The following is a 22,185-nucleotide window of genomic DNA, read 5'->3' on the forward strand; positions in this document are numbered from 1 at the left end:
CTTCCTGATCAGGGTGGGGCTGCAAACGTTTTGGTACTGTGCTTTCGTCATTTTTTGACATGTAGGCTTCATCCTTGAAGGTTGACCCGATGTGGCTCATCGGCGTGGCAAAAACCTACAGGGCAGCGCTGCTCAGGTCTATTGAGCAAATGTCTCAAGGCATGAATGCCAGCATGAAAAAAGGCCCCGCCAATCAACTTGGCGGGGCCTTTTTTGCTTCAAGCGTTTGCCTTACTCGGCGTTCGCTTCGGGTGCTTTTTCGCCGTGGGACAGGCTGTAAACATACGCCGCCAGCAGGTGAACCTTGTCGTTGCCTTGCAGTTGTTCCTGCGCAGGCATCTGACCTTGACGGCCGTAACGGATGGTCTGCTGCAGTTGCGCGAAGCTCGAGCCGTAGATGAACGCGCCCGGATGGGTCAGGTCAGGCGCGCCCATGGCGGGGGTGCCTTTGCCGGCCGGACCGTGGCAGGCCACGCAGTTGGCGGCGAACAGTTTGCCGCCGTTGGCCGGGTCAGCCTTGGTGCCTTCCGGCAGTTTGCGGCCATCCAGGTTGGTCACGACAAATGCTGCTACGTCGGCAACACCTTGCTCACCGATGACTTCAGCCCAGGCCGGCATCACCGCGTGACGACCGCCCATGATGGTGGTCTTGATGGTTTCCGGCTCACCGCCCCAGCGCCAGTCGGCGTCGGTCAGGTTCGGGAAACCGTAAGCGCCCTTGGCGTCGGAACCGTGGCACACCGAGCAGTTGGAGGCGAACAGACGGCCACCCATCTTCAGTGCCTGTGGATCCTTGGCCACTTCTTCGATCGGCATCGCCGCGAACTTGGCGAAGATCGGACCGAACTTGGCGTCCGAGCGGGCCATTTCCTTTTCCCACTCGTGCACGCCGGTCCAGCCGGTCTGGCCGTTGGCGAACGCGGTCTGCTTGTCGTTATCGAGGTAGTTGTAGCCCGGCAGCAGGCCTTTCCAGTTGCCCAGGCCCGGGTACAACACCAGGTAACCCAGGGCAAAGACGATGGTGCCGACAAACAGCATGAACCACCATTTCGGCAGCGGGTTGTCGTACTCCTCGATCCCGTCGAAGGAGTGCCCGACGGTCTCGTCCGTCTGTTCGCTGCGCTGGCCCTTGCGGGTCGACAGCAGCAGCCAGGTCAGGGAAAAGATCGTACCGAGACTGAGGACTGTGACGTACAGACTCCAGAATGTAGTCATTCTTTGTTACTCCTAGAAGCTTGCTCGACGTGCTTGATGGCTTCGGGATCATCCGCAAAAGGCAGCAAGGTCGCGTCTTCAAACTCCGACTTGCGCTTGGGGCTGAATACCCACAAGGCCAGACCGATAAAGGCCACCATCACGACAACGGTGCCGAGGCCACGAATCATCCCGATATCCATCGAATTCACCGTTTGCTTTTGATGATGGTGCCCAGGCCTTGAAGGTAGGCCACCAGCGCGTCCATTTCGGTTTTGCCCTTCACGGCATCCTTGGCACCGGCGATGTCTTCGTCGGTGTAAGGGACGCCGAGCGTGCGCAACACTTCCATTTTCTTGGCCGTGTCTTTGCCGTCGAGCTTGTTTTCCACGAGGAACGGGTAAGCCGGCATTTTCGACTCAGGCACCACGTTGCGCGGGTTGTACAAGTGCGCACGGTGCCAGTCATCGGAGTAACGACCGCCCACACGGGCCAGGTCCGGACCGGTACGTTTGGAACCCCACAGGAACGGGTGATCCCAGACGCTTTCACCGGCAACCGAGTAGTGGCCATAGCGTTCGGTTTCGGCGCGGAACGGCCGGATCATCTGCGAGTGGCAGCCGACACAACCGTTGGCGATATAGACATCGCGGCCTTCCAGTTCCAGCGCCGAGCGCGGCTTCATGCCTTCGACCGGCTTGTTGGTGACGTCCTGGAAAAACAGCGGAACGATTTGGGTCAGGCCGCCAACGCTGACGGCGATGACCATGAAGAAGGCCAGCAGGCCAATATTCTTCTCGACAGCTTCATGCTTCATCAGTGAGCTCCAACGACAGCGATCTGGGCAGCGGCTTCGGCTTCAGCCGGGTTCGAGGCGCGCACGGTGCGCCAGACGTTGTAAGCCATCAGGAACATGCCGCTGGCGAAGAACGCACCGCCCAGGGCACGGACGATGTAGCCAGGGTGGCTGGCCTGCAGCGCCTCAACGAACGAGTAGGTGAGGGTGCCGTCGTCGTTGATCGCACGCCACATCAGGCCCTGAGTGATGCCGTTGACCCACATCGAAGCGATGTACAGCACGGTACCGATGGTCGCGAGCCAGAAGTGCGCATTGATCAGACCGACACTGTGCATCTGCGCACGGCCGAACAGTTTCGGAATCATGTGGTAGATCGCGCCGATCGAGATCATCGCTACCCAACCGAGGGCGCCGGCGTGTACGTGGCCGATGGTCCAGTCGGTGTAGTGCGAAAGCGAGTTGACGGTCTTGATCGCCATCATCGGCCCTTCGAAGGTCGACATGCCGTAGAACGCCAGCGACACCACGAGGAAACGCAGGATCGGGTCGGTGCGCAGCTTATGCCAGGCGCCCGACAGGGTCATCATGCCGTTGATCATGCCGCCCCAGCTTGGCGCCAGGAGGATGATCGACATGGCCATGCCCAGCGATTGTGCCCAATCCGGCAGTGCGGTGTAGTGCAGGTGGTGCGGGCCGGCCCAGATGTACAGGGTGATCAGTGCCCAGAAGTGCACGATCGACAGACGATAGGAGTAGATCGGACGTTCGGCCTGTTTCGGCACGAAGTAGTACATCATCCCGAGGAAGCCGGTGGTCAGGAAGAAACCCACCGCGTTGTGGCCGTACCACCACTGGATCATCGCGTCGGTCGCGCCCGAATAGGCGGAGTAGGACTTGAAGAAGCTGACCGGCAAGGACGCGTGGTTGACGATGTGCAGCATCGCGGTCACGACGATGAACGCGCCGTAGAACCAGTTACCGACGTAGATATGCTTGGTCTTGCGCTTGGTGATGGTGCCGAAGAACACCAGCCCGTAGGTGACCCAGACAATCGCCAGCAGAATGGCGAGCGGCCATTCCAGTTCCGCGTATTCCTTGGTGGTGGTGTAACCCAGCGGCAAGGTAATGATCGCGCCGACGATCACCGCTTGCCAGCCCCAGAAGGTGAAGGCCGCGAGGCTGTCGGAAATCAGTCGCGTCTGGCAGGTTCGCTGCACGACATAGTAGGAAGTGGCAAACAGTGCACAACCACCGAAGGCGAAAATCACCAGGTTTGTGTGCAACGGGCGCAGGCGTCCAAAGCTCGTCCACGGCAGACCGAAGTTCAACTCCGGCCAGACCAGTTGCGAGGCGATGAAGACACCGAGCCCCATGCCAAGGATCCCCCAGACCACCGTCATGATGGCGAACTGGCGGACTACCTTATAGTTATAAGCAGTCGGACTGATTGCTGTGCTCATTCTAAGGTTCCACGGTTTAGGTGTTTTATTAGGATTAAAATCGGCCGCAAGTATGCAGAGAGCAGGGGGTCATTGCAACGCGCCATGACCTGGGTCAATGCTTTCCAACGCTGATTCTGCGGCCTTTCCATACGCCGCGTAAGGACAAAATTGGCCTTGGACAAAATGTCGCAGCGGACGAAAAAAAGTGAGGGGTTCAGGTCAGTTGTAACGGGGCGTGTTCGCACGCAGTGATCGGGTGACGGACGGTCATCGACGCGACAGCCGGTATCTACCGGGCTTTGCGCCCTGTCAGTCAGGCGATTTGTCGAACACATCGCTCAGGGTCGACCTGGAACCGGCACGGGCCAGTCCGCATCGAGCAAGCGTAGACCCGATTCGGGGGATTCGAAAGGCGAGGGTGTTAAGGGGTGCGACAAAAAGAAGCAGCTGCGAGCTGAAAGCTGCAAGCGACAAGATGGTTCAAGTCGCCTGCAGGATTGTATACAGCGCTGTTGATTTTACTTTGAGCTTTCAGTTTGAAGTTTGTCGCTCAATTGCTCACGATCTTTTGAGAGGCTGTATACATATGCGGCGAGCAATTGCACTTTATCGTTGCCCAGCAATTCGTTCTGCGCCGGCATGTGACCCTGGCGGCCATGGCGAATGGTCTGCTCGAGTTGGGTCAGGCTGGTGCCATAGATAAACCCGGCCGGGTGCGTCAGATTCGGCGCACCCATGGCTTCAGTGCCTTGGCCGGTTGCCCCATGACAGGCTACGCAAGTGGTGCTGAACGCCTGCTGTCCGGCTTGCAGATCAGCTTTACTGTCCGCCGGCAATGGCAGGCCGGCCAGTTCGTGGCGCACGTAAGCGGCGACGTTCTTCACCCCCGCCTCACCGAGCACTTCGCCCCAGGCCGGCATTGCCGCCATCCGCCCACCCATGATGGTGGTCTTGATGGTCTCGGCACTGCCGCCCCAGCGCCAGTCGCGGTCGGCCAGGTTAGGGAAACCGAACGCGCCCTTGGCATCGGAGCCGTGGCACACCGAGCAGTTGGAGGCGAACAAGCGGCCACCCATTTTCAGCGCCTGCGGGTCCTTCGCCACTTCTTCCACCGGCATCGCGGCAAATTTGGCGAAGATTGGCCCGAATTTGGCGTCGGCCTTGTTCATTTCCTTTTCCCACTCGTGGACGCCGGTCCAGCCGTCCTCGTAGCCGGGCAGGATGCCTTTCCAGTTGCCCAGGCCCGGATACAGGATCAGATAGCCCACGGAAAACACCAGCGTGCCGGCGAACAGCATGAACCACCACTGCGGCAGCGGGTTGTCGTACTCCTCGATGCCGTCGAAGCTGTGGCCCATGGTCTGGTCGACGCTGCCCTTGGTCTCGCCCCGGCGAGTGCCGATCAGCAGCCACGTCAGGCCGATCAGGCTGCCGATGGTCAGTACGCAGATCCACGTACTCCAGAAGGTGGTCATGGCCGGGTACTCCTTGTTTCAGATGCGGGGGTAGTGTCGGGTTGCGGCTCGTCGGCGAACGGCAGCAGACGCGCTTCGGCGAATTCCGGGGTGCGTTTGCGGTTGAACACCCACAACGTCAGGCCGACGAAGGCGACGAACACCACAACCGTACCGAGGCCGCGAATCAGGCCTGCACTCATTTCAATGACCATGGCTCACCTCTTGCTCTTGATCGCAGTGCCGAGCACTTGCAGGTAAGAAACGAGCGCGTCCATTTCGGTCTTGCCCTTGAGGCTGGCGACCGCGCCGCTGATGTCGTCGTCGGTGTACGGCACGCCGAGGGTACGCATGGTCTTGAGCTTGGTTTCGGTGTGGCTGCTGTCGACTGCCTGCGTGACCAGCCACGGATAGGCCGGCATTTTCGATTCCGGTACGACGTTGCGCGGGTTGTACAAGTGCGCGCGGTGCCAGTCATCCGAGTAGCGCGCACCGACCCGGGCCAGATCCGGCCCGGTACGCTTCGAACCCCACAGGAACGGGTGATCCCACACGCTTTCGCCCGCAACCGAGTAGTGCCCGTAGCGCTCGGTCTCGGCGCGGAACGGACGGATCATCTGCGAGTGGCAACCGACGCAGCCTTCGCGGATGTAGATGTCGCGGCCTTCCAGTTGCAGCGCGGTGTAGGGCTTCATGCCTTCCACCGGTTTGTTGGTGACGTCCTGGAAGAACAGCGGGACGATCTGGGTCAGGCCGCCGATGCTCACGGCAAACACCATCAGCAGCATTAACAGGCCGACGTTCTTTTCAATCGTTTCGTGTTTCATGGCGGACTCCTCAGGCCATCTGCGCGGCAGCAACGACGTCAGCAGGCTGCGAGGCCCGCACGGTGCGCCAGGTGTTGTAAGCCATCAGGAACATGCCGCTGAGGAAGATCGCGCCGCCCACCAGTCGCACGATGAAGCCTGGGTGGCTGGCCACCAGGGTTTCGACGAAGGAGTAGGTCAGCGTGCCGTCCTCGTTGACTGCGCGCCACATCAGGCCCTGGGCGATGCCGTTGACCCACATCGAGGCGATGTAGAGCACGGTGCCGATAGTCGCCAGCCAGAAGTGCGCGTTGATCAGGCCGATGCTGTGCATCTGCTCTTTGCCGAAGACTTTCGGGATCATGTGGTACAGCGCGCCGATGGAAATCATCGCCACCCAACCCAGAGCGCCGGCGTGCACGTGGCCGATGGTCCAGTCGGTGTAGTGGGAGAGGGCGTTGACAGTCTTGATCGCCATCATCGGCCCTTCGAAGGTCGACATGCCGTAGAACGCCAGCGACACCACGAGGAAGCGCAGGATCGGGTCGCTGCGCAACTTATGCCAGGCGCCCGAGAGGGTCATCATGCCGTTGATCATGCCGCCCCAGCTCGGTGCCAGCAGAATCAGCGACATCACCATGCCCAGCGACTGCGCCCAGTCCGGCAGCGCGGTGTAGTGCAAGTGGTGCGGGCCGGCCCAGATGTACAGGGTGATCAGCGCCCAGAAGTGCACGATCGACAGGCGATACGAATACACCGGACGTTCGGCCTGTTTTGGCACGAAGTAGTACATCATCCCGAGGAAACCGGCGGTGAGGAAAAAGCCCACGGCGTTGTGGCCGTACCACCATTGCACCATCGCGTCGGTTGCACCGGCGTACACCGAGTAGGACTTGGTGAAACTCACCGGCAACTCAAGGTTGTTGACGATGTGCAGGATTGCCACGGTGATGATGAACGCGCCGAAGAACCAGTTGCCCACATAAATGTGTTTGGTTTTGCGCTGCATGATCGTGCCGAAGAACACGATGGCGTAGGCGACCCAGACGATGGTGATCAGGATGTCGATCGGCCATTCCAGCTCGGCGTATTCCTTGGAACTGGTGTAACCCAGTGGCAGGCTGATCGCGGCCAGGAGGATCACCAGTTGCCAGCCCCAGAAGCAGAATGCGGCGATTTTCGGCGCAAACAATTGGGTCTGGCAGGTGCGTTGCACCGAGTAGAACGAACTGGCGAACAGCGCACAGCCACCGAACGCGAAGATCACCGCGTTGGTGTGCAGCGGGCGCAGACGGCCGAAACTGGTCCAGGGCAAATTGAAGTTGAGTTCAGGCCAGACCAATTGGGCCGCGAGAAAAACCCCGAGGCCCATGCCGACGATGCCCCACACCACCGTCATAATGGCGAATTGGCGGACCACCTTGTAGTTGTAGGCGGTACTGATAGAAGTGTTCATGGTTCCCCATCCACGGTTCAGCCGAAGTGAGCGCGCGCGAGAACGCCGCGAATCCTTCGTCTGGAGTTATAGGCAGACTAAAAGCGAGGCAAGCATGGACAAACAGCACAAGGCCAGTATTGACGGGGATCAATGGGCGCAGTGCGTGCTCGATCATGGATGGCTTTGGAACGCCGCCAGTGGTGAGGCTTCAGCGACGTTGATCCTTGCCCACGGTGCTGGTGCGCCGATGGACAGTGACTGGATGAACGATATGGCTGGGCGCCTTGCCGGGCTTGGGGTGAATGTGTTGCGGTTTGAGTTTCCGTATATGGCGCAGCGGCGGGTGGATGGGGTGAAGCGCCCGCCGAATCCTGCTGCGAAACTGCAGGAATGTTGGCGTGAGGTGTATGCCGAGGTGCGGCGTCATGTCGCTGGGGTTTTGGCCATTGGCGGGAAGTCGATGGGCGGGCGGATGGCGAGTCTGCTGGCTGATGAGTTGGGGGTTGATGCGTTGGTGTGTCTGGGCTATCCGTTTTATGCGGTGGGGAAGCCGGAGAAGCCTCGGGTTGAGCATTTGGCTTCTTTGCAGACGCGGACTTTGATTGTGCAGGGGGAGCGGGATGCGTTGGGTAATCGGGAGGCGGTTGAGGCTTACAGCTTGTCACCGAGTATTGAGGTGGCGTGGTTAGCTGCCGGCGATCATGACCTCAAGCCATTAAAGGTTTCCGGGTTTACCCATGAACAGCATTTGGCTAGCGCCGCGCAGAAAGTATCCGAGTTTCTCAAGGGTTAACCGAGATCCCGAACTGCATAAAGATCGGCTCCCTTTCCCCTCGCCCCCATGGGGGAGAGGGCTGGGGTGAGGGGGATGGATCTTGGATGCGCTGCAGTTCTTCGTTTTGGGTACATATCCATTGCTGCGGTAACGGCTACTTAGGGTTCCGCCCTTACGGCGGGTCACTTTTTCCAGACGCCGAAAAAGTAACCAAAAAGGCTTGCTCCTACGTGCGGCCCGCTCGCTGAGGCTCGGGGTTCCTTCGCTCCGGGATTGATCCGGGCGCAGCGCCTCCGGTTTGCTGCGCTGCACCTCCTCTCGCTGTGTTTGGCTTCGCCAAACGGTCGCTGCGCTCCCACGCCCGGATCAATCCCTCCACTCAGCCTTCCGATGTCGCCCGAGGATCAAGATCAAAAGCAGGCGAGCTGACACTCGGCCTATTGAGTGGTGAAGAGCACGGGTATTCGGCTTTGGATTTGTGGTGGATTTACCCCTCACCCCAGCCCTCTCCCGAGGGAGAGGGAGCCGATTTGTGGGCTTTTCAAAATCTGTGTTCGACTCGGTATTTCACGTCGGCGTAGCTCTCCCAAACACCTCGATCAGTCCCCTCTCCCTCGGGGAGAGGGTTAGGGTGAGGGGCTTTTGATCTGTTTCAGAATCTGAGTTCAATGCGGTATCGCACGTCGGCGTAGCTCTCCCAAACACCTCGATCAGTCACCTTTCTCTGGGATGGAGAAGGGCCGATATGTGTGCTTTTCAAAGCTGGAGTTCAACGCGGTATCGCACGTCGGCGTACCTTGCCCAAACACCTCGGTTGATCTGGCTTAATGATTCTGGACACCCTTAAAGGGCGGTAATCTACGCCCAGCGAAGAGGTGGCATTTGACTAGACGATATTTTTCGACAGATTTCAAACGGGATGCGGCTTGCCTGGTTTTGGATAAAGACTATTCGGTGAGTGAAGCCTGCGAAGCAATGGGCGTCGGACCTACAGCACTGCGTCGCTGGGTTGAGCAGTTGCGAGCTGAGCGCAACGGTAAGACGCCTGAGAAGTCCAAGGCCATGACTCCTGACCAACAACGCATCCAAGAACTGGAAGCAAAAATCCGACGGATTGAGCGAGAGAAGGAAATCTTAAAAAAGGCTACGGCTCTCTTGATGTCGGATTCCCTCGATCAGTAAGGCTGGTCGAGGAGTTAAGCGAGCAATATCCAAGATCCGAGTTGTGTGGCGTGTTTGGTATCAACCGCAGCAGTTATTACGAGCGTCTGAAACAGCGGACAAAAGTGGATGCCGAGCGCGAGCGCCTCAAGATCAAGGCTGCTGAATTACATAAGCAAAGTCGCGGTTCAATGGGCGCGCGCAGCCTGTCAAAGGCGTTGTGTAACGAAAAGGAGTCGGTAGGTCGTTACATGGCTCGTAGCCTGATGCTCGAGATCGGATTGAAGAGCCAGCAACGACGCAGACATCGTTACAAACCTAGCGGCGCAGAGGCTCAATACGCCCCCAATCATTTGGAGCGTAAATTCAACGTTGAGGCGCCCAATCAAGTGTGGTGTGGCGATGTGACTTACATTTGGGCCGGTACTTACTGGGTTTATCTGGCTGCGGTACTAGACTTGCATGCCCGACGCATCGTCGGTTGGGCGATATCCAGAAGTCCCGATTCGGCTCTGACCTGTAAAGCGTTGAGGATGGCTTTCGAGTCGCGAGGACGCCCTGAAAACTTGATGTTCCATTCGGATCAGGGTTGTCATTACAGCAGCAAAATGTTCCGAGAAACGCTGTCGGAGATGCGAATAAAACAAAGCATGAGTCGACGAGGAAACTGCTGGGATAACGCCCCGATGGAACGTTTCTTTGGCAGTTTGAAATCTGAATGGATACCCAAGGTCGGTTATCGAAACGAAGATGAAGCCAGTAGCGATGTGCTGCGCTACCTGACCCACTATTACAATCGGATCAGGCTACACAGTCACAACGGCTATCGAACTCCGGTAGACATGGAAACCCTGGCGGCATGAAAAGGGATAAAACCCTATAACTGTGTCCAGGATCGTTTGACCAGATCAGGTCAGTCCCCTCTCCCTCAGGGAGAGGGTTAGGGTGAGGGGCGATTCTGCTCACACGATAAAGAACTGGAAGCGATCACTGTCCAGCATTTCCTGTGCGTAAACATGATTGCGCAAGCACGTTTAAATCACACAACCCGTTACGCCATCGAGCCTACAACACCTTGCGCCGTTACCTACGCGTACGCCAGAATCCGCCGGCTTACGCGGCTATAGGCCGGGCTATATCGTTTGCCCGTCACTGCAAATCAGTGATCGGGTTTGGTAGCCCGCTTTAAATTGTCGTTGTTGCGACACCGTCGATGCTGTCTCCTTTTTTGAGATATGGCTTTGTATGGTGGGCATGCGTGGGGCTCCTCTGTGAGCGCCGGGTTACCCAATTTGACCGGTCTACCAACCCGCGCATGGCCGCCACCCGCCGTTTGGTAGCGAGGGTGATGGCTCCCGTTTTTTCAAATTGGAGCTTTATCTATGTTCAAAATCACACCAAACCCGCCCGTTACCGATCCAATCCCCCACGACCCCGCGCTCAGCTCGCAAAAGGTCAAAGAAGCAACCGACCGCGCCCTCGACTACTACCTCAAGCCCGAAGACTTGGCGGCCCCGCCAAGCTCGCCCAAGTTTCGCCCCGTCTATCTCGTCGATCCCACGCTGGACGACGAAACCCTGCTGGTCGAGGCGAGCGAGTCGCTTTCTTACGCCCACGCCATGGCCGGCAATATCGCCAACTCAATCGGCGGCCCGGAGCGCAAACCGCTGCTGGCGCTGCAACAGGTGATCATGCTCAACGAGCTGTTGGTCAATCGACTGCTGGATAAGCTGAAGTTGCCTCAGTAATTTCGCCGGCTGTTATGGCCTCATCGCGAGCAGGCTCGCTCCCACAAGGGATTGTCGTCGGACACAAATCTGTGATCCCACTACGTTCCAAAGTGGGAGCAAGCCCTGCTCGCGAAGGTGGTCTGCCAAGCACTATCAATTTCAGACACGCAATAAAAAACCGGAAGCTTTCGCTACCCGGTTTTGCAGGATCAAAGGATCGCAGCCTTCAACAGTCCTTACAGATCATCGGCATGGACGGTGCGCAGGTAGCGATCTTTCGCTTGTTGCCGGTCTCGATCAGCTCTTTGAGTCACAAATCATCCAGATCGGGAAAGATAATCCTGCCTAATGCCCAGGGTTCAACGATTTCACAATGCACGGTGCGCAAAAATGACCCCCACTCGCTTCGGTTATGGGCATCCGGGCCGGTGATTGTCAGTAGCAAGTACTCATCCCGAAAAGCGTCATAGGCATAAATCAGCCAAAAGTCATTGTCAGCATCATTAACCAATGCTGTCCGGTAATACTGGCGATTGATTTTTGCCCATCGAGCCTGCAGTGACTTTGTACTGGCAAGGTGGATGTGGTGCATGCCGCTCAGATCGAGTCGTTCATCCCGCCCGAAAATGGCTGGTAATTCATCGCAAATTTTGTAGTTGTAGAAGTGTGCAGCAAAGTTTTGCCAGTTCTTGATTCGTTCAAAAAGTGCAGAAATTTTGATGGCTGGCATCCAGGCCTACTTTGTAATAGGTAGCCTGCCAGTGATCACAAATTTATCGAACACTTTCTGCCCATCACGCGCGGCTTGCCGAACATCAAGGAATGTCAGTTCTTCACGAACTTCCTTTTTGCTGGGTTTGTCGGTTTTTCGGGTGGTGGCCATCGGAGCCTCCGAAGGATGTGTATTCATGCTGACCAGCTTATGTGAATAAGTTTTGACCGGCAAACGATAGAACCTGGCATCAACGAGCACCAGTCGGCTCATTCTGGGCGAGTTGTAGGCAGTGTCTGCATTGCTTGAGTGAGATCTTCGCCGGCAGAGAAGGCCTCTTCGCGAGCAGGCTCGCTCCCACAGGAGATTGTCGTCGGACACAAAACTGTGGTCCCAAGCAGTTCCAATGTGGGAGCGAGCTTGCTCGCGAAAGCGGTCCGCCAAGCACCATCACTTTCAGACAAGCAACAAAAAACCCGGAAGCTCTCGCCCTCCGGGTTTTTTGTTATCGCCAGTTCAATCAGCGGTTAAACCGCTCCACCAACGAGTACTGCGTATTCGCCGTCTTCGTCAGCTCTTCACTCAGCAACGCCGAGTTATGTGCCTGCTCGGAAGTCTGATCCGCCAGTTCCGAAATATTGCTGATGTTGCGGCTGATCTCTTCAGCCACCGCACTTTGCTCTTCCGTCGCCGCAGCAATCTGCGTGGTCATGTCGGTGATGTTGGCCACCGCTTCACTGATCCCGACCAGTGCCTGATCCGCCTCCAGTACCCGCGCCACACCTTCTTCGGCCTGACGATGCCCGGCTTCCATGGTTTGCACGGCGCTTGAAGCGGTCTGCTGCAACTTGGCGATCAGGGCATGAATCTGCCCGGTCGATTCGCTGGTGCGTTGCGCCAGTTGACGCACTTCGTCAGCCACTACCGCGAAACCACGGCCCATCTCGCCGGCACGGGCCGCTTCGATGGCGGCGTTGAGGGCGAGCAGGTTGGTCTGGTCGGCGATGCCTTTGATCACATCAACCACGCCGCCGATTTCGTCGCTGTCCTTGGCCAGTTGGGTCACGGTCAGGCCGGTTTCGCCGACGACCACCGACAAACGCTGAATGGCTTCGCGAGTCTCGCCGGCAATGTCACGACCGCGACCGGTCAGGCGATTGGCTTCCTGAGTCGCGTCGGCGGTGCGCTGCACGTGGCTCGCCACTTCCTGAGTGGTCGCGGCCATCTGGTTGACGGCGGTGGCGACCTGTTCGGTTTCCACGCGTTGGCGTTCCAGGCCGCTGGAGCTGTTGTGCGCCAGGGCGTCGGACTGTTTGGCCTGATCGGTCAGGTGTTCGGCGGTGTCCTGCAGGCGGGTCAGGCAGGTTTTCAGGCGCGCTTCCTGGCTGAGGATCGACATTTCCAGACGCGCCTGGGCGCCACGGCTGTCGGTGTACATCTGCGCGATCAGCGGGTCGGAAGTGGTCTGCTCGGCCAGGCGCAGCAGGCGCTTGAGCCCGCGTTGCTGCCATTGCAGGCCCATCAGGCCCAGCGGCACCGACAAACCGGCCGCCAGGGCGAAGCCCCAGTGCGAGTTGAGGGTCGCGCCGATCACGAAGCTCAGTTGGCTGACCAGAATGAACGGCAACCAGTCTTGCAGCACCGGCAGCCATTTATCGCTGGAAGGGATCGCCGACTTGCCCTGGTTGATGCGTTGGTAGAGCGCTTCGGCACGGCGGATCTGTTCGGCGGTGGGTTTGATCCGCACCGACTCGTAACCGATCACCTGACTGCCATCGAACACCGGTGTCACGTAGGCGTTCACCCAGTAATGGTCACCGGATTTGCAGCGATTCTTGACAATGCCCATCCATGGCAAGCCTTGTTTCAGTGTGCCCCACATGTGCGAAAACACCGCCGCCGGGACGTCGGGGTGACGGACCAGGTTGTGCGGCGCACGGATCAGTTCTTCACGCGAAAACCCGCTGATCTCGACGAAAGCGTCGTTGCAGTAGGTGATCACGCCCTTGGCGTCGGTTGTGGAGATCAACCGCTGCTGAGCCGGGAAAGTCCGTTCGCGTTGTGTAATGGGCTGGTTGTTACGCATGGTTTTTCAATCCGCAAGGCTTTGAAAGGTTGTCGGCGATGTCAGGAAATTATTGAAGTTTTTTTTCAGTAATAAGTACGGCGTCGCAAAACGGGCCTTGCTTCAACCCGCCAGCATCGGATAGGTGAACAGCGCAAAGTGCAGCAGGTTCAGCCCGAAGTGCGTGGCGATCGCCGCACCCAGCCCGCCAAAACGGTAGGCCAGACCATAGCCGACACCGGCCAGACCCGCCAGCAACACCCAGGTCCAGCCGGCACCGGCGTGCACCAGGCCGAACAGCAGCGAGGCCAGCAACAGGGCGAGGTTGTCGCCGTAGGGCAGGTGCTGGAAGCGCCGGCTGAGCCCGCCCTTGTATATAGCCGCGAAACAGCGCTTCTTCGACCAGTGTCACCAGCAGCAGGTTGTTCAACACCCACAGCCATGCCGGGTCGGGCCACTTTGGCGCCCAAGTGATGACGCCAAGCAACAGCGCGCCGCCGAGGGCGAGGATGGCGCTCAGGGTCAGGGCGAGGAGGGTGGCGTATACGGTCAGGCGCAACGACCGCCGCGCGACAATCCACGGACAGACCAGCAGCAACCAGAAACCAATCAGCGGTTTGTCCAGATTCAGGTACATCGCGAACGGCACGGCGTTGTCGGTGAAGCGCTGCGGGTCGATGGCGCGACCATTGTAGAAACCCGGTAACCAGTGCAGGGCCAGCGACAGGGCGAGGACGATAAACAGACCATGACCGAGAAACCGCGCCACCGGTACCTGTTGCTGGCGCACGGCAAATCCGGCAAATAACAGAAGGCCGATGCTGATCAGCGCCAGCCAGCCGAGCTGTCCGTAGCTCAGCGCCCACCCGTAACCGAGGCTGAGAAGTGCCAGATAGAGCCATGGCAACGCCTTCATGGAAAGTCCCTGTGCAGAATATGTGGAAGGGCTTTCTACACGGGTGGGGGCGTGGGGACAAGTGAAGGTGAAAGGGGAAACCGGGGCAGCACAAAAACCTGTGTCCAGCCCCGTTACCTGTGGGAGCTGGCTTGCCAGCGATGAGGCCTGCACAACCGACATCCTCATCGACTGGACCACCGCTATCGCTGGCAAGCCAGCTCCCACAGGATTTTGTGGATGGCTGGGAATCAGTGCAGATTGAGTTTCGCCGCCGCGCGCTCGGTGATTTCCGTGCGCAACTTCAGCGATGGCGCGGCACGCAGGCGAGCTTCATCGACAATCGCCCCCGGCGCGGTGTCCGGGCTACCGGCATTGAACGGCGGCGCCGGCGCATATTCCAGCTGCAACTGCACCAATTGCGCCGTGTCGGCATCGAACAGTTCAGCCGCCAGCACCAGGGCGAAATCGATCCCCGCCGTGATCCCGCCCCCGGTAAACAGATTGCCGTCACGCACCACCCGATCCTTCACCGCAATCGCGCCCAGTGTCGGCAGCAGATCGTGATACGCCCAATGCGTGGTCGCACGTTTGCCTTGCAGCAGGCCCGCCGCGCCGAGCACCAGCGAACCGGTGCACACTGATGTCACGTACTTCGCCTGCGCAGCCTGACGCTTGATGAAGGCCAGCGTTACCTCATCCTCCATCAGCGCCCCGACGCCACCACCGCCTGGCACGCAGATCACATCCAGATCCGGGCAATCCTCGAACGTGGTGGTCGGTTTCAGCAGCAGACCGGTGCTGGCGGTAACGGGCATCAAATCCTTCCAGATCAGATGCACTTGCACGCCCGGCAACGAGGCGAGCACGTCGTACGGCCCGGTCAGGTCAAGTTGCTGAACTTGCGGGAACAACAGAAAACCGATCTGCAGCGTCATTGTTCTTGCTCCATGAAAAGGGGTGGACGGCTTCACTGTAGGCGCGTAGGTTCTGGCGTATACGCCAATCACCCCACGAATTACGCCAAATGCCCAAAGCCATTCACGTACTCGCGTTTGCCAACATGCAGATCCTCGACGTCACCGGGCCGTTGCAGGTGTTCGCCTCGGCCAACGACATCGCTCGCCAACGCGGTTTGCCCTTGCCCTATGCGCCGTCGGTGATTGCCAGTGAGGGCGGGGCGGTGATGTCCTCGGCGGGGCTGGCGGTGCTGGCCGAACCTTTGCCGCAGCAGGCCAGCGATACCTTGATCATCGCCGGTGGCTGGGGCATTTACCCGGCGGCTGAGGACGCGTTGTTGGTGGATTGGGTGCGCGAACACGCGGCCAAATGCCGGCGCGTGGCCTCGGTGTGCACCGGCGCGTTTCTGTTGGCGGCCAGTGGCTGGCTCGACGGGCGCCGCGTCGTGACGCACTGGACCCGTTGCGAACAATTGGCGCAGCAGCACCCGAAGCTGCAGGTCGAAGCCAATCCGATCTTCATCAACGACGGCCCGGTCTGGACCTCGGCGGGCGTCACCGCCGGCATCGATCTGGCACTGGCGATGGTGGAAGAGGACCTGGGCCGCGACGTCGCTTTGGACGTCGCCCGGCATCTGGTGGTGTTCCTCAAACGCCCGGGCGGGCAATCGCAATTCAGCGTAACCCTGTCGCTGCAAAATCAAGGCAACCGCTTTGATGAACTGCACGCGTGGATCGCCGAACACCTCACCTGCGACCTCGGCATCCCGACCCTGGCCGAACAGGCCGGGATGAGCGAGCGCAGTTTCGTCCGCCACTACCGCGCCGACACCGGCCAGACCCCGGCACGGGCGATTGAATTGATTCGTGTCGAAACCGCGCGACGCCTGCTCAGCGACACCGGCCTGCCGGTCAAACGCATCGCGGCCAACTGCGGGTTTGGCAGTGAAGAAACGTTGCGCCGCAGTTTTTTGCGGGCAATTGGCGTGACGCCTCAGGCTTATCGGGAGCGGTTTTCGGTGCATGCATCAGCAGATTCATCAATCGACACTGATGTGATCGGACGAGTCTGAAACGTGGCGAGGGCTTGCGCTGAGTCGCGACGCGCTGCGAATTTTAAAGGGCCTGCTGCGCAGTCCAGCGCGAGCAAGCTTCCTCGCCACAAGCGCTACCCACTGCGGAATCAGGCCTCGGCCTCTGCGAGCTGATTGAAATACTTCGCCCGATCCGGAGTAAACGTCACCCGCATCTTCGTTCGCGAGCAGGTCAGCGAACGCTCTTCACCCAGATCAATATCCAGATCCTCGCCACGCAATCCTTGCCACTGCGCGAGGTATTTGAGCGAGCCGAATTTTTCGTTTTTCTTCAGGCTGCGACTGACGCCGCCTTTCCAGCCGAGCACCGGCAGTTCGCCGGCAAGGCATTTTTGCGCGAGGTCGGGGAAGCGGGTGGCGCGCTGGCGGCCGATCTCCCAGCATTTGATCAGGCCTTGGTCGGCGGCTTCCCAGAGTTGGGTGCGGGTCAGGCCGCTGCGCAGGGGCGTGCCGATGGTGCGGTGGACGTGCTGGGTCATTCTGGTTCCTTGAATTCGGGTTTTATTGGACAGCTCCGCTGTGCCCGTTGCGGTGGATGGTAGGGGTGGATGTAACAGCTGGCAACAGGGTATTTCAGGGTGTAAGTGCAGGTTACGGGGGAGGGATTTACCTGGGTGTTGTTTAGACGAAGTCGGAAAAAACTACACAAACTGTGGCGAGGGGATTTATCCCCGATCGGCTGCGCAGCAGTCGCAAAGCCATGCAATGCGGTACTGCTGAAGAAACGAGCGGGCAAAGAGCCGGGCCGCCTCGCAGCCCGTCGGGGATAAATCCCCTCACCAGAGGGGATCTGATTCTGTTTATTTCTGTGTAGGGGTTAGCCCGGCGAAGCGCTGAAGTTCGGCATATTTCCTACAGAGACTGACGAAATTACGGCTGCCAAACACTCTTCTCCCCACTCAAACGCCGATCAAGAAAACTCGCCGCACTGATCAGTGCCAGATGCGTCAGCGCCTGAGGAGTGTTGCCCAGATGCCGGCCCTTGCTGTCGAACTCTTCGGCGTACAGCCCCAGCGGGTTTGCATAGCGCAGCAGTTGTTCGAACTCCAGATGTGCCTTTTCCACCTGGCCGGCGCGGGCCAGGCATTCGACGTACCAGAACGAACACGCGGCAAACGCGCCTTCGGTGCCGGTCAAACCGTCGATGTTGGCATCGTCGTTGCGATAGCGATAAACCATGCCGTCGCGCACCAAGGTCTTTTCGATTGCCTCAAGGGTCGACAGCCACCGCGGGTCCTTGGCGCTGACAAAGCGCACCAGCGGCATCAGCAGCATCGAACCGTCCAGCGCCGTTCCGCCCTTGTACTGGACGAAATGCCCGCGCTCCTCATTCCAGAAGTTGCCCCAGATATCGGCGTAGATCGCCTGCCGGGTCTGATCCCATTGCACAAACGGCGCCGGCAACGAGCGTTTCGAAGCCAGACGAATGGCCCGATCCAGCGCCACCCAACACATCAGCCGCGAATGCAGAAAGTGATGTTGTTCACCGCGCATTTCCCAAATGCCTACATCAGCGGTCTGCCATGTCTCACACACTTGATCGACCACTTCGCGCACGTGGTTCCAGCCTTCGTGGGAAATGGCGTCGCCATACTTGTTGACCAGATACACCGCGTCCATCAATTCGCCAAAGATATCCAGCTGAATCTGCTCATACGCACCATTGCCGATACGCACCGGTTGCGCGCCACCGTGGCCGGACAGGTGAGTGAGTTCGGTTTCGGGCAGTTCCTGACGACCGTCAATGGCATACAGAATGTTGAGTTTGGTTGGCTGGCCGCAGCAATCGCTGACCCGCCCACGCAGCCAGCCCATGTAGGCATTGGCTTCGTCGACAAAGCCCAGGCGCATAAAGGCATAAACGGTAAACGACGCGTCGCGTATCCACGTGTAGCGGTAATCCCAGTTGCGTTCGCCGCCGGGGGTTTCCGGCAGACCGAAGGTCGCCGCCGCCAGAATTGCGCCGTGCTGGCGCGATGTCAGCAGCTTCAGCGCGAGGGCTGAACGGTTGACCATCTCCCGCCAGCGGCCGCGATAGTTGGACTGGCCGATCCAGCCGCGCCAGAAGCTCAAGGTGCGCTCCATGCACAATTGCGCGGCACCTTGTTCAAAGCGCGGATCGTCGGCGCCACCGAGGAGGAACTCGGCGTGCTCGTTGTGCTTCAAGGTAAAGGAGGCCAGCGCCGCATCGTTCTCGATGTGCAGCGCTTGATCCGAGGTCAGCCGCATCGACGGTTGCCCCTCGGCGCTGAACACCACGGCTTGCCGGTCCATCTGTGCGCGGGTCTTGGCGCGGGCGTAGTCGTGGCGCACGGCACAACGCACATGGAAGGTCGCCTCGCCGCTGACCACCCGCACCCGGCGCATCAACAGCGGCAAGTCGTCCTGGTTGTCGGCCACCGGCAGCAGGTCGGTGACCTCAACCACCGCCCGTTCACTGAGCCAGCGGGTTTGCAGCACGTTGGTGTCCGGCAGGTAAATCTGTTCGCGTCGGGCGTCGGGCAAGTCCGGCGCCAACTGGAAAATCCCGGCGTCAGGGCTGTCGAGCAGCGAACAGAAGATCGACGGGCTGTCGAACTCCGGCCAGCAGAAAAAATCCACGCTGCCCTTGTCGTTGACCAGTGCTGCGGTGCGCATGTCGCCGATGATGCCGTGGGCGTCGATCGGGCTTTGTCGTTCTAGGTGATGCTCAGCCATTGCCGCGAAACTCCGGATAGAGGCTCATGCCGCCGTCGATGAACAGGGTAGTGCCGACGATGTAGTCGGAGGCGTCGCAGGCAAGGAAAACCACTGCGTTGGCGACATCTTCGACATCGCCGATGCGGCCGTAGGGAATCAGTTTGAGCAACGCCTGCGCCGCGTCGCCCTCGGTGGCCTCCGCGTTGATCGCCGTGCGAATCGCCCCCGGCGCGATGCCGTTGATGCGAATGCGCTGATGGCTGACTTCCTGGGCGAGGGTCTGCATCAACTGGTCGACGCCGCCCTTGGACGCCGCATAGTTGACGTGCCCGGCCCACGGAATGCGCTGGTGCACCGAACTCACGTGAATGATCTTGCCGGCGGCGCGGGACACGCCCTGGCGAATGCCCTGGCGATTGAAGATTCGCAACGCGGCACGGGCGCAGAGAAACTGGCCGGTGAGGTTGACGCCGATCACCGCGTTCCAGTCATCCAGGGTCATGTCCACGGCGGCGGCATCTTTTTGCATACCCGAGTTGGCCACCAGAATGTCCAGCGAGCCGAAGGCGTCGAGGGTCTGGGCGAACAGCCGTTCGACCTCGTCTTCCTTCGACACATCGGCGCCAATCGCGATGGCCTGGCCACCGTCGGCGGCGATCTGCCGGGCGAGGGCTTCGGCGGGCTCGGCCTGGCGGTTGTAGTTGATGACCACCGCAGCCCCGGCGGCGGCCAGGGCCTTGGCGGCGGCGTGGCCGATGCCGGAGCTGGCGCCGGTGACGAGGGCTACCTGACCGGCGAGAGAAATGTGCATAGGGGAGGGGCCTGGGTTGAGGGCTTAATTAGCTGACCGGTGGTAAGCGACGAGAGTTCACTCGACGCAAGGTGCTGCGTCGAATGGGCTGACCTCTTCGCGAGCAGGCTCGCTCCTGCAAGGGGGCTGCCACGCACACAAATCCCCTGTGCGAGCCTGCTCGCGAAGGGCGGACTAATTCGCGCGACGCCTCATCCGTTCTCTTTTACAGATAACCCATTGAGGTAAACGCGGTGACAAAGCTGACACTGCTGTGCCTGCCCTATTCGGGCGCCAGCGCCATGGTCTACAGCCGCTGGCGGCGCCAACTGCCGTCGTGGCTGCACTTGCAACCGGTAGAACTGCCCGGGCGCGGTGCCCGTTTCGACGAACCCCTGCAAATCGACATGCGCGCCCTGGCGCGCCAGCTGGCCCGCGAGCAAAAGCCCGGTCTGCACACGCCTTATGCGCTGTTCGGGCACAGTCTCGGCGCGCTGCTGGCCTGCGAGATGGCCCACGCCTTTCGCGAACTCGGCGCACCGGAACCGGTGGCGCTGTTCGCTTCCGGCACCGCCGCGCCGACGATGCGCAGCGACTACGACCGTGGGTTCGCCGAAGCGCGCAGCGACGAAGAGCTGATCGAGCAGTTGCGCACCTTTCAGGGCACCAGCGAAGAAGTGCTGGCCAATAAAGAGCTGATGAGTCTGACGCTGCCCGTGCTGCGTGCCGATTTCATGATGTGCGGACGCTTCACGCCGGCGCAGCGGCCCTCGCTCAATTGTCCGGTGCACGTCCTGGGCGGCAAGGAAGACCGCGCGACCACCGAGCAACTGATTGGCTGGAGCAAGGAAACCCAGGGCAGTTTTTCCGTGGACATGATGACTGGCGGACATTTCTTCATTCATGAGCACGAAGCCCGGGTCATCCGCACGATCAAGACGCATCTGGAAGTCCATCACCGGCGTCATGCCCAAGCGACGGCCCCGGCGCTGTAACGCACAGCGCCCTCATCGAGTGATTACAGGAGGCCAGTCATGGCTGTTGCTGTGGAATTTTCCGTTCGGCCGCTGCTGCCGCAACGGGGACGCCTGCCATTGTTGGTGGAGGCGAGCGACGCGCAAACCGACCTGTTGGCGGTGTTCGACGAATTGAAAGTATTGGTGGATGAACATCTGCTGCGCGATGGCGGGGTGCTGTTTCGTGGATTTCGCCTGAACGGTGCCGAACAGTTTCGCCAGTTCGCCGCCAGTTTTGGCCATCCGTTGTTGAACTACGAGTTCGGTTCGACGCCGCGCACCAACGTTACTCAAGGGGTGTACACCTCGACGGAGTACCCGGCGCACCAGAGCATCCCGTTGCACAACGAGCAGGCGTATTCCCGCGACTGGCCGATGAAGATCTGGTTCTACAGCATGATCGCGGCGAAATCCGGTGGCGAAACGCCGATTGCCGATAGCCGTGAAGTCTATCGGCGCATACCGGCGGCGATCCGTGAGCGCTTCGTCAGCAAAGGCCTGATGTATGTGCGCAATTTCGGCAATGGCCTGGATGTAGCCTGGGAAGATGTGTTCAACACCGAAGATCGCGAGGTCGTCGAGGCTTACTGCAAGGCTCACGGCATTGTTTGCGAATGGAAGGATGACGGCGAGTTGCGCACCCGTCAGACCTGTCAGGCGGTGGCGGTGCACCCGGTGACCGGCGATCACGTCTGGTTCAATCAGGCGCACCTGTTCCACATCTCCAACCTGCAAGCGGAAGTGCGCGAAAGCCTGCTGGACATCGTCGATGAAGAAGACTTGCCGCGTAACGTTTATTACGGCGACGGCTCGGCCATCGAAGACGAGGTGCTGGCGCAGATCCGCGCGGTGCTCGACGAATGCGCGATCAGTTTTCCGTGGCAGGAAGGCGATGTGCTGATGCTCGACAACATGCTCTCGGCGCATGCGCGCTCGCCCTTCGTCGGGCCGCGCAAAGTCATCGTGGCGATGGCCGAGGGGCATTCACAGGGCCCGCTCTGAGCCAATCGAGTGATTGCCGATAAAGCTGCCGAAGCCGGTCCTGGACCGGCTTCGGCATTTTTGTCTGGGCGGTGGGGCGCCGGGCAGCCGCTGCGCTAAATCATCGCGTTGGTCATTCGTTCTTGTTGATACGACCGGGCCTCCTGGTCACGCCGCCGATCAGCAAGGACCCCA

General features: G+C 59.7%; 21 protein-coding genes and 1 pseudogene. 6 read left to right on the top strand and 16 right to left on the bottom strand.

All coding sequences use genetic code 11. The features are described from left to right. Positions 1–231: 231 nt before the first annotated feature. The 8 genes from ccoP (ACXX9E_RS14960) to ccoN (ACXX9E_RS14995) all read right to left on the bottom strand — a co-directional run bounded on the left by ccoP (ACXX9E_RS14960) (position 232) and on the right by ccoN (ACXX9E_RS14995) (position 7,151). Positions 232–1,215, bottom strand: a complete 984-nt coding sequence (gene ccoP, locus ACXX9E_RS14960; RefSeq protein WP_123463553.1) for a cytochrome-c oxidase, cbb3-type subunit III — start codon at positions 1,213–1,215, stop codon at positions 232–234. Then, positions 1,212–1,397, bottom strand: coding sequence for a CcoQ/FixQ family Cbb3-type cytochrome c oxidase assembly chaperone (locus ACXX9E_RS14965; protein WP_003175465.1), 186 nt, complete (start codon positions 1,395–1,397; stop codon positions 1,212–1,214). Before ACXX9E_RS14965 ends, ccoP (ACXX9E_RS14960) begins: the two co-directional genes overlap by 4 nt. A 5-nt stretch (positions 1,398–1,402) precedes the next feature. Next, complete coding sequence (ccoO, locus tag ACXX9E_RS14970) at positions 1,403–2,011, bottom strand: cytochrome-c oxidase, cbb3-type subunit II (protein ID WP_064116879.1); 609 nt, start codon at positions 2,009–2,011, stop codon at positions 1,403–1,405. Then, a complete protein-coding gene (ccoN, locus tag ACXX9E_RS14975; RefSeq protein ID WP_123463551.1) occupies positions 2,011–3,453 on the bottom strand; it encodes a cytochrome-c oxidase, cbb3-type subunit I in 1,443 nt (480 codons plus the stop codon). Before ccoN (ACXX9E_RS14975) ends, ccoO (ACXX9E_RS14970) begins: the two co-directional genes overlap by 1 nt. Before the next feature lie 500 nt (positions 3,454–3,953). Next, on the bottom strand, positions 3,954–4,910 hold the full coding sequence (gene ccoP, locus ACXX9E_RS14980; RefSeq protein ID WP_458555618.1) for a cytochrome-c oxidase, cbb3-type subunit III: 957 nt from the start codon (positions 4,908–4,910) through the stop codon (positions 3,954–3,956). Further along, positions 4,907–5,104, bottom strand: coding sequence for a cbb3-type cytochrome oxidase subunit 3 (locus tag ACXX9E_RS14985; RefSeq protein ID WP_102358145.1), 198 nt, complete (start codon positions 5,102–5,104; stop codon positions 4,907–4,909). Before ACXX9E_RS14985 ends, ccoP (ACXX9E_RS14980) begins: the two co-directional genes overlap by 4 nt. 3 nt (positions 5,105–5,107) lie before the next feature. Continuing rightward, positions 5,108–5,716: a cytochrome-c oxidase, cbb3-type subunit II gene (ccoO, locus tag ACXX9E_RS14990; protein WP_003223389.1), complete on the bottom strand. Its 609-nt coding sequence runs from the start codon at positions 5,714–5,716 to the stop codon at positions 5,108–5,110. A gap of 10 nt (positions 5,717–5,726) precedes the next feature. Beyond that, positions 5,727–7,151, bottom strand: a complete 1,425-nt coding sequence (ccoN, locus tag ACXX9E_RS14995) for a cytochrome-c oxidase, cbb3-type subunit I (protein WP_041067879.1) — start codon at positions 7,149–7,151, stop codon at positions 5,727–5,729. Positions 7,152–7,245: 94 nt separating this feature from the next. On the opposite strand from ccoN (ACXX9E_RS14995), the gene ACXX9E_RS15000 reads away from it, so the two are divergent. The 3 genes from ACXX9E_RS15000 to ACXX9E_RS15010 all read left to right on the top strand — a co-directional run bounded on the left by ACXX9E_RS15000 (position 7,246) and on the right by ACXX9E_RS15010 (position 10,817). Further along, entirely contained in the window at positions 7,246–7,926 is a 681-nt protein-coding gene (locus ACXX9E_RS15000) for an alpha/beta family hydrolase (protein ID WP_458555619.1), read from the top strand. Between the two features lie 864 nt (positions 7,927–8,790). Next, positions 8,791–9,932 (top strand): IS3 family transposase gene (locus ACXX9E_RS15005; RefSeq protein WP_225931040.1). Its coding sequence is split into 2 segments (ribosomal slippage): positions 8,791–9,052 and positions 9,052–9,932, totalling 1,143 coding nucleotides; the frame shifts between segments, so codons are not numbered across the junction. A gap of 519 nt (positions 9,933–10,451) precedes the next feature. Then, the gene (locus ACXX9E_RS15010; protein ID WP_123463543.1) at positions 10,452–10,817 is read left to right on the top strand and encodes a DUF6124 family protein; all 366 of its coding nucleotides are present in this window, start codon (positions 10,452–10,454) and stop codon (positions 10,815–10,817) included. 292 nt (positions 10,818–11,109) lie between these two features. Here the strand turns inward: ACXX9E_RS15010 and ACXX9E_RS15015 are convergent, their stop codons facing one another. The 5 genes and pseudogenes from ACXX9E_RS15015 to inhA form a co-directional block, all read right to left on the bottom strand. After that, positions 11,110–11,529 carry a type II toxin-antitoxin system YafO family toxin gene (locus tag ACXX9E_RS15015; protein ID WP_458555620.1) on the bottom strand — a complete coding sequence of 140 codons (420 nt, stop codon included), beginning with the start codon at positions 11,527–11,529 and terminating at the stop codon, positions 11,110–11,112. A 6-nt stretch (positions 11,530–11,535) separates the two neighbouring features. Further along, the gene (locus tag ACXX9E_RS15020) at positions 11,536–11,772 is read right to left on the bottom strand and encodes a hypothetical protein (protein ID WP_128615234.1); all 237 of its coding nucleotides are present in this window, start codon (positions 11,770–11,772) and stop codon (positions 11,536–11,538) included. A 259-nt stretch (positions 11,773–12,031) separates the two neighbouring features. Beyond that, entirely contained in the window at positions 12,032–13,597 is a 1,566-nt protein-coding gene (locus ACXX9E_RS15025; RefSeq protein WP_123463537.1) for a methyl-accepting chemotaxis protein, read from the bottom strand. A 102-nt stretch (positions 13,598–13,699) separates the two neighbouring features. Beyond that, positions 13,700–14,492 (bottom strand): annotated as a pseudogene (locus tag ACXX9E_RS15030) (CPBP family intramembrane glutamic endopeptidase). Between the two features lie 230 nt (positions 14,493–14,722). Beyond that, positions 14,723–15,409, bottom strand: a complete 687-nt coding sequence (gene inhA / locus ACXX9E_RS15035; protein ID WP_186744756.1) for an isonitrile hydratase — start codon at positions 15,407–15,409, stop codon at positions 14,723–14,725. An 89-nt stretch (positions 15,410–15,498) separates the two neighbouring features. Between inhA and ACXX9E_RS15040 the strand changes: the two genes are divergently transcribed. Then, positions 15,499–16,503: a GlxA family transcriptional regulator gene (locus ACXX9E_RS15040; protein WP_458555621.1), complete on the top strand. Its 1,005-nt coding sequence runs from the start codon at positions 15,499–15,501 to the stop codon at positions 16,501–16,503. Positions 16,504–16,613: 110 nt separating this feature from the next. On the opposite strand, the gene ACXX9E_RS15045 is transcribed toward ACXX9E_RS15040, so the two are convergent. From ACXX9E_RS15045 to ACXX9E_RS15055, 3 genes are all read right to left on the bottom strand, one after another. Further along, the gene (locus ACXX9E_RS15045; RefSeq protein WP_123463529.1) at positions 16,614–17,003 is read right to left on the bottom strand and encodes a hypothetical protein; all 390 of its coding nucleotides are present in this window, start codon (positions 17,001–17,003) and stop codon (positions 16,614–16,616) included. 391 nt (positions 17,004–17,394) lie between these two features. Next, on the bottom strand, positions 17,395–19,221 hold the full coding sequence (locus ACXX9E_RS15050) for a glycoside hydrolase family 15 protein (protein ID WP_128615316.1): 1,827 nt from the start codon (positions 19,219–19,221) through the stop codon (positions 17,395–17,397). Then, positions 19,214–20,014 carry a glucose 1-dehydrogenase gene (locus tag ACXX9E_RS15055; RefSeq protein WP_458555622.1) on the bottom strand — a complete coding sequence of 267 codons (801 nt, stop codon included), beginning with the start codon at positions 20,012–20,014 and terminating at the stop codon, positions 19,214–19,216. The genes ACXX9E_RS15050 and ACXX9E_RS15055 overlap by 8 nt, the downstream gene beginning before the upstream one ends. A gap of 233 nt (positions 20,015–20,247) precedes the next feature. Between ACXX9E_RS15055 and ACXX9E_RS15060 the strand changes: the two genes are divergently transcribed. Together ACXX9E_RS15060 and ACXX9E_RS15065 are read left to right on the top strand one after the other, a co-directional pair. Then, positions 20,248–20,988 carry a thioesterase II family protein gene (locus tag ACXX9E_RS15060; RefSeq protein WP_123463524.1) on the top strand — a complete coding sequence of 247 codons (741 nt, stop codon included), beginning with the start codon at positions 20,248–20,250 and terminating at the stop codon, positions 20,986–20,988. A 39-nt stretch (positions 20,989–21,027) separates the two neighbouring features. Then, positions 21,028–22,011 carry a TauD/TfdA family dioxygenase gene (locus ACXX9E_RS15065; protein WP_458555623.1) on the top strand — a complete coding sequence of 328 codons (984 nt, stop codon included), beginning with the start codon at positions 21,028–21,030 and terminating at the stop codon, positions 22,009–22,011. The last annotated feature ends 174 nt before the right edge of the window (positions 22,012–22,185 follow it).

This window comes from Pseudomonas sp. GNP014 (assembly GCF_054344005.1).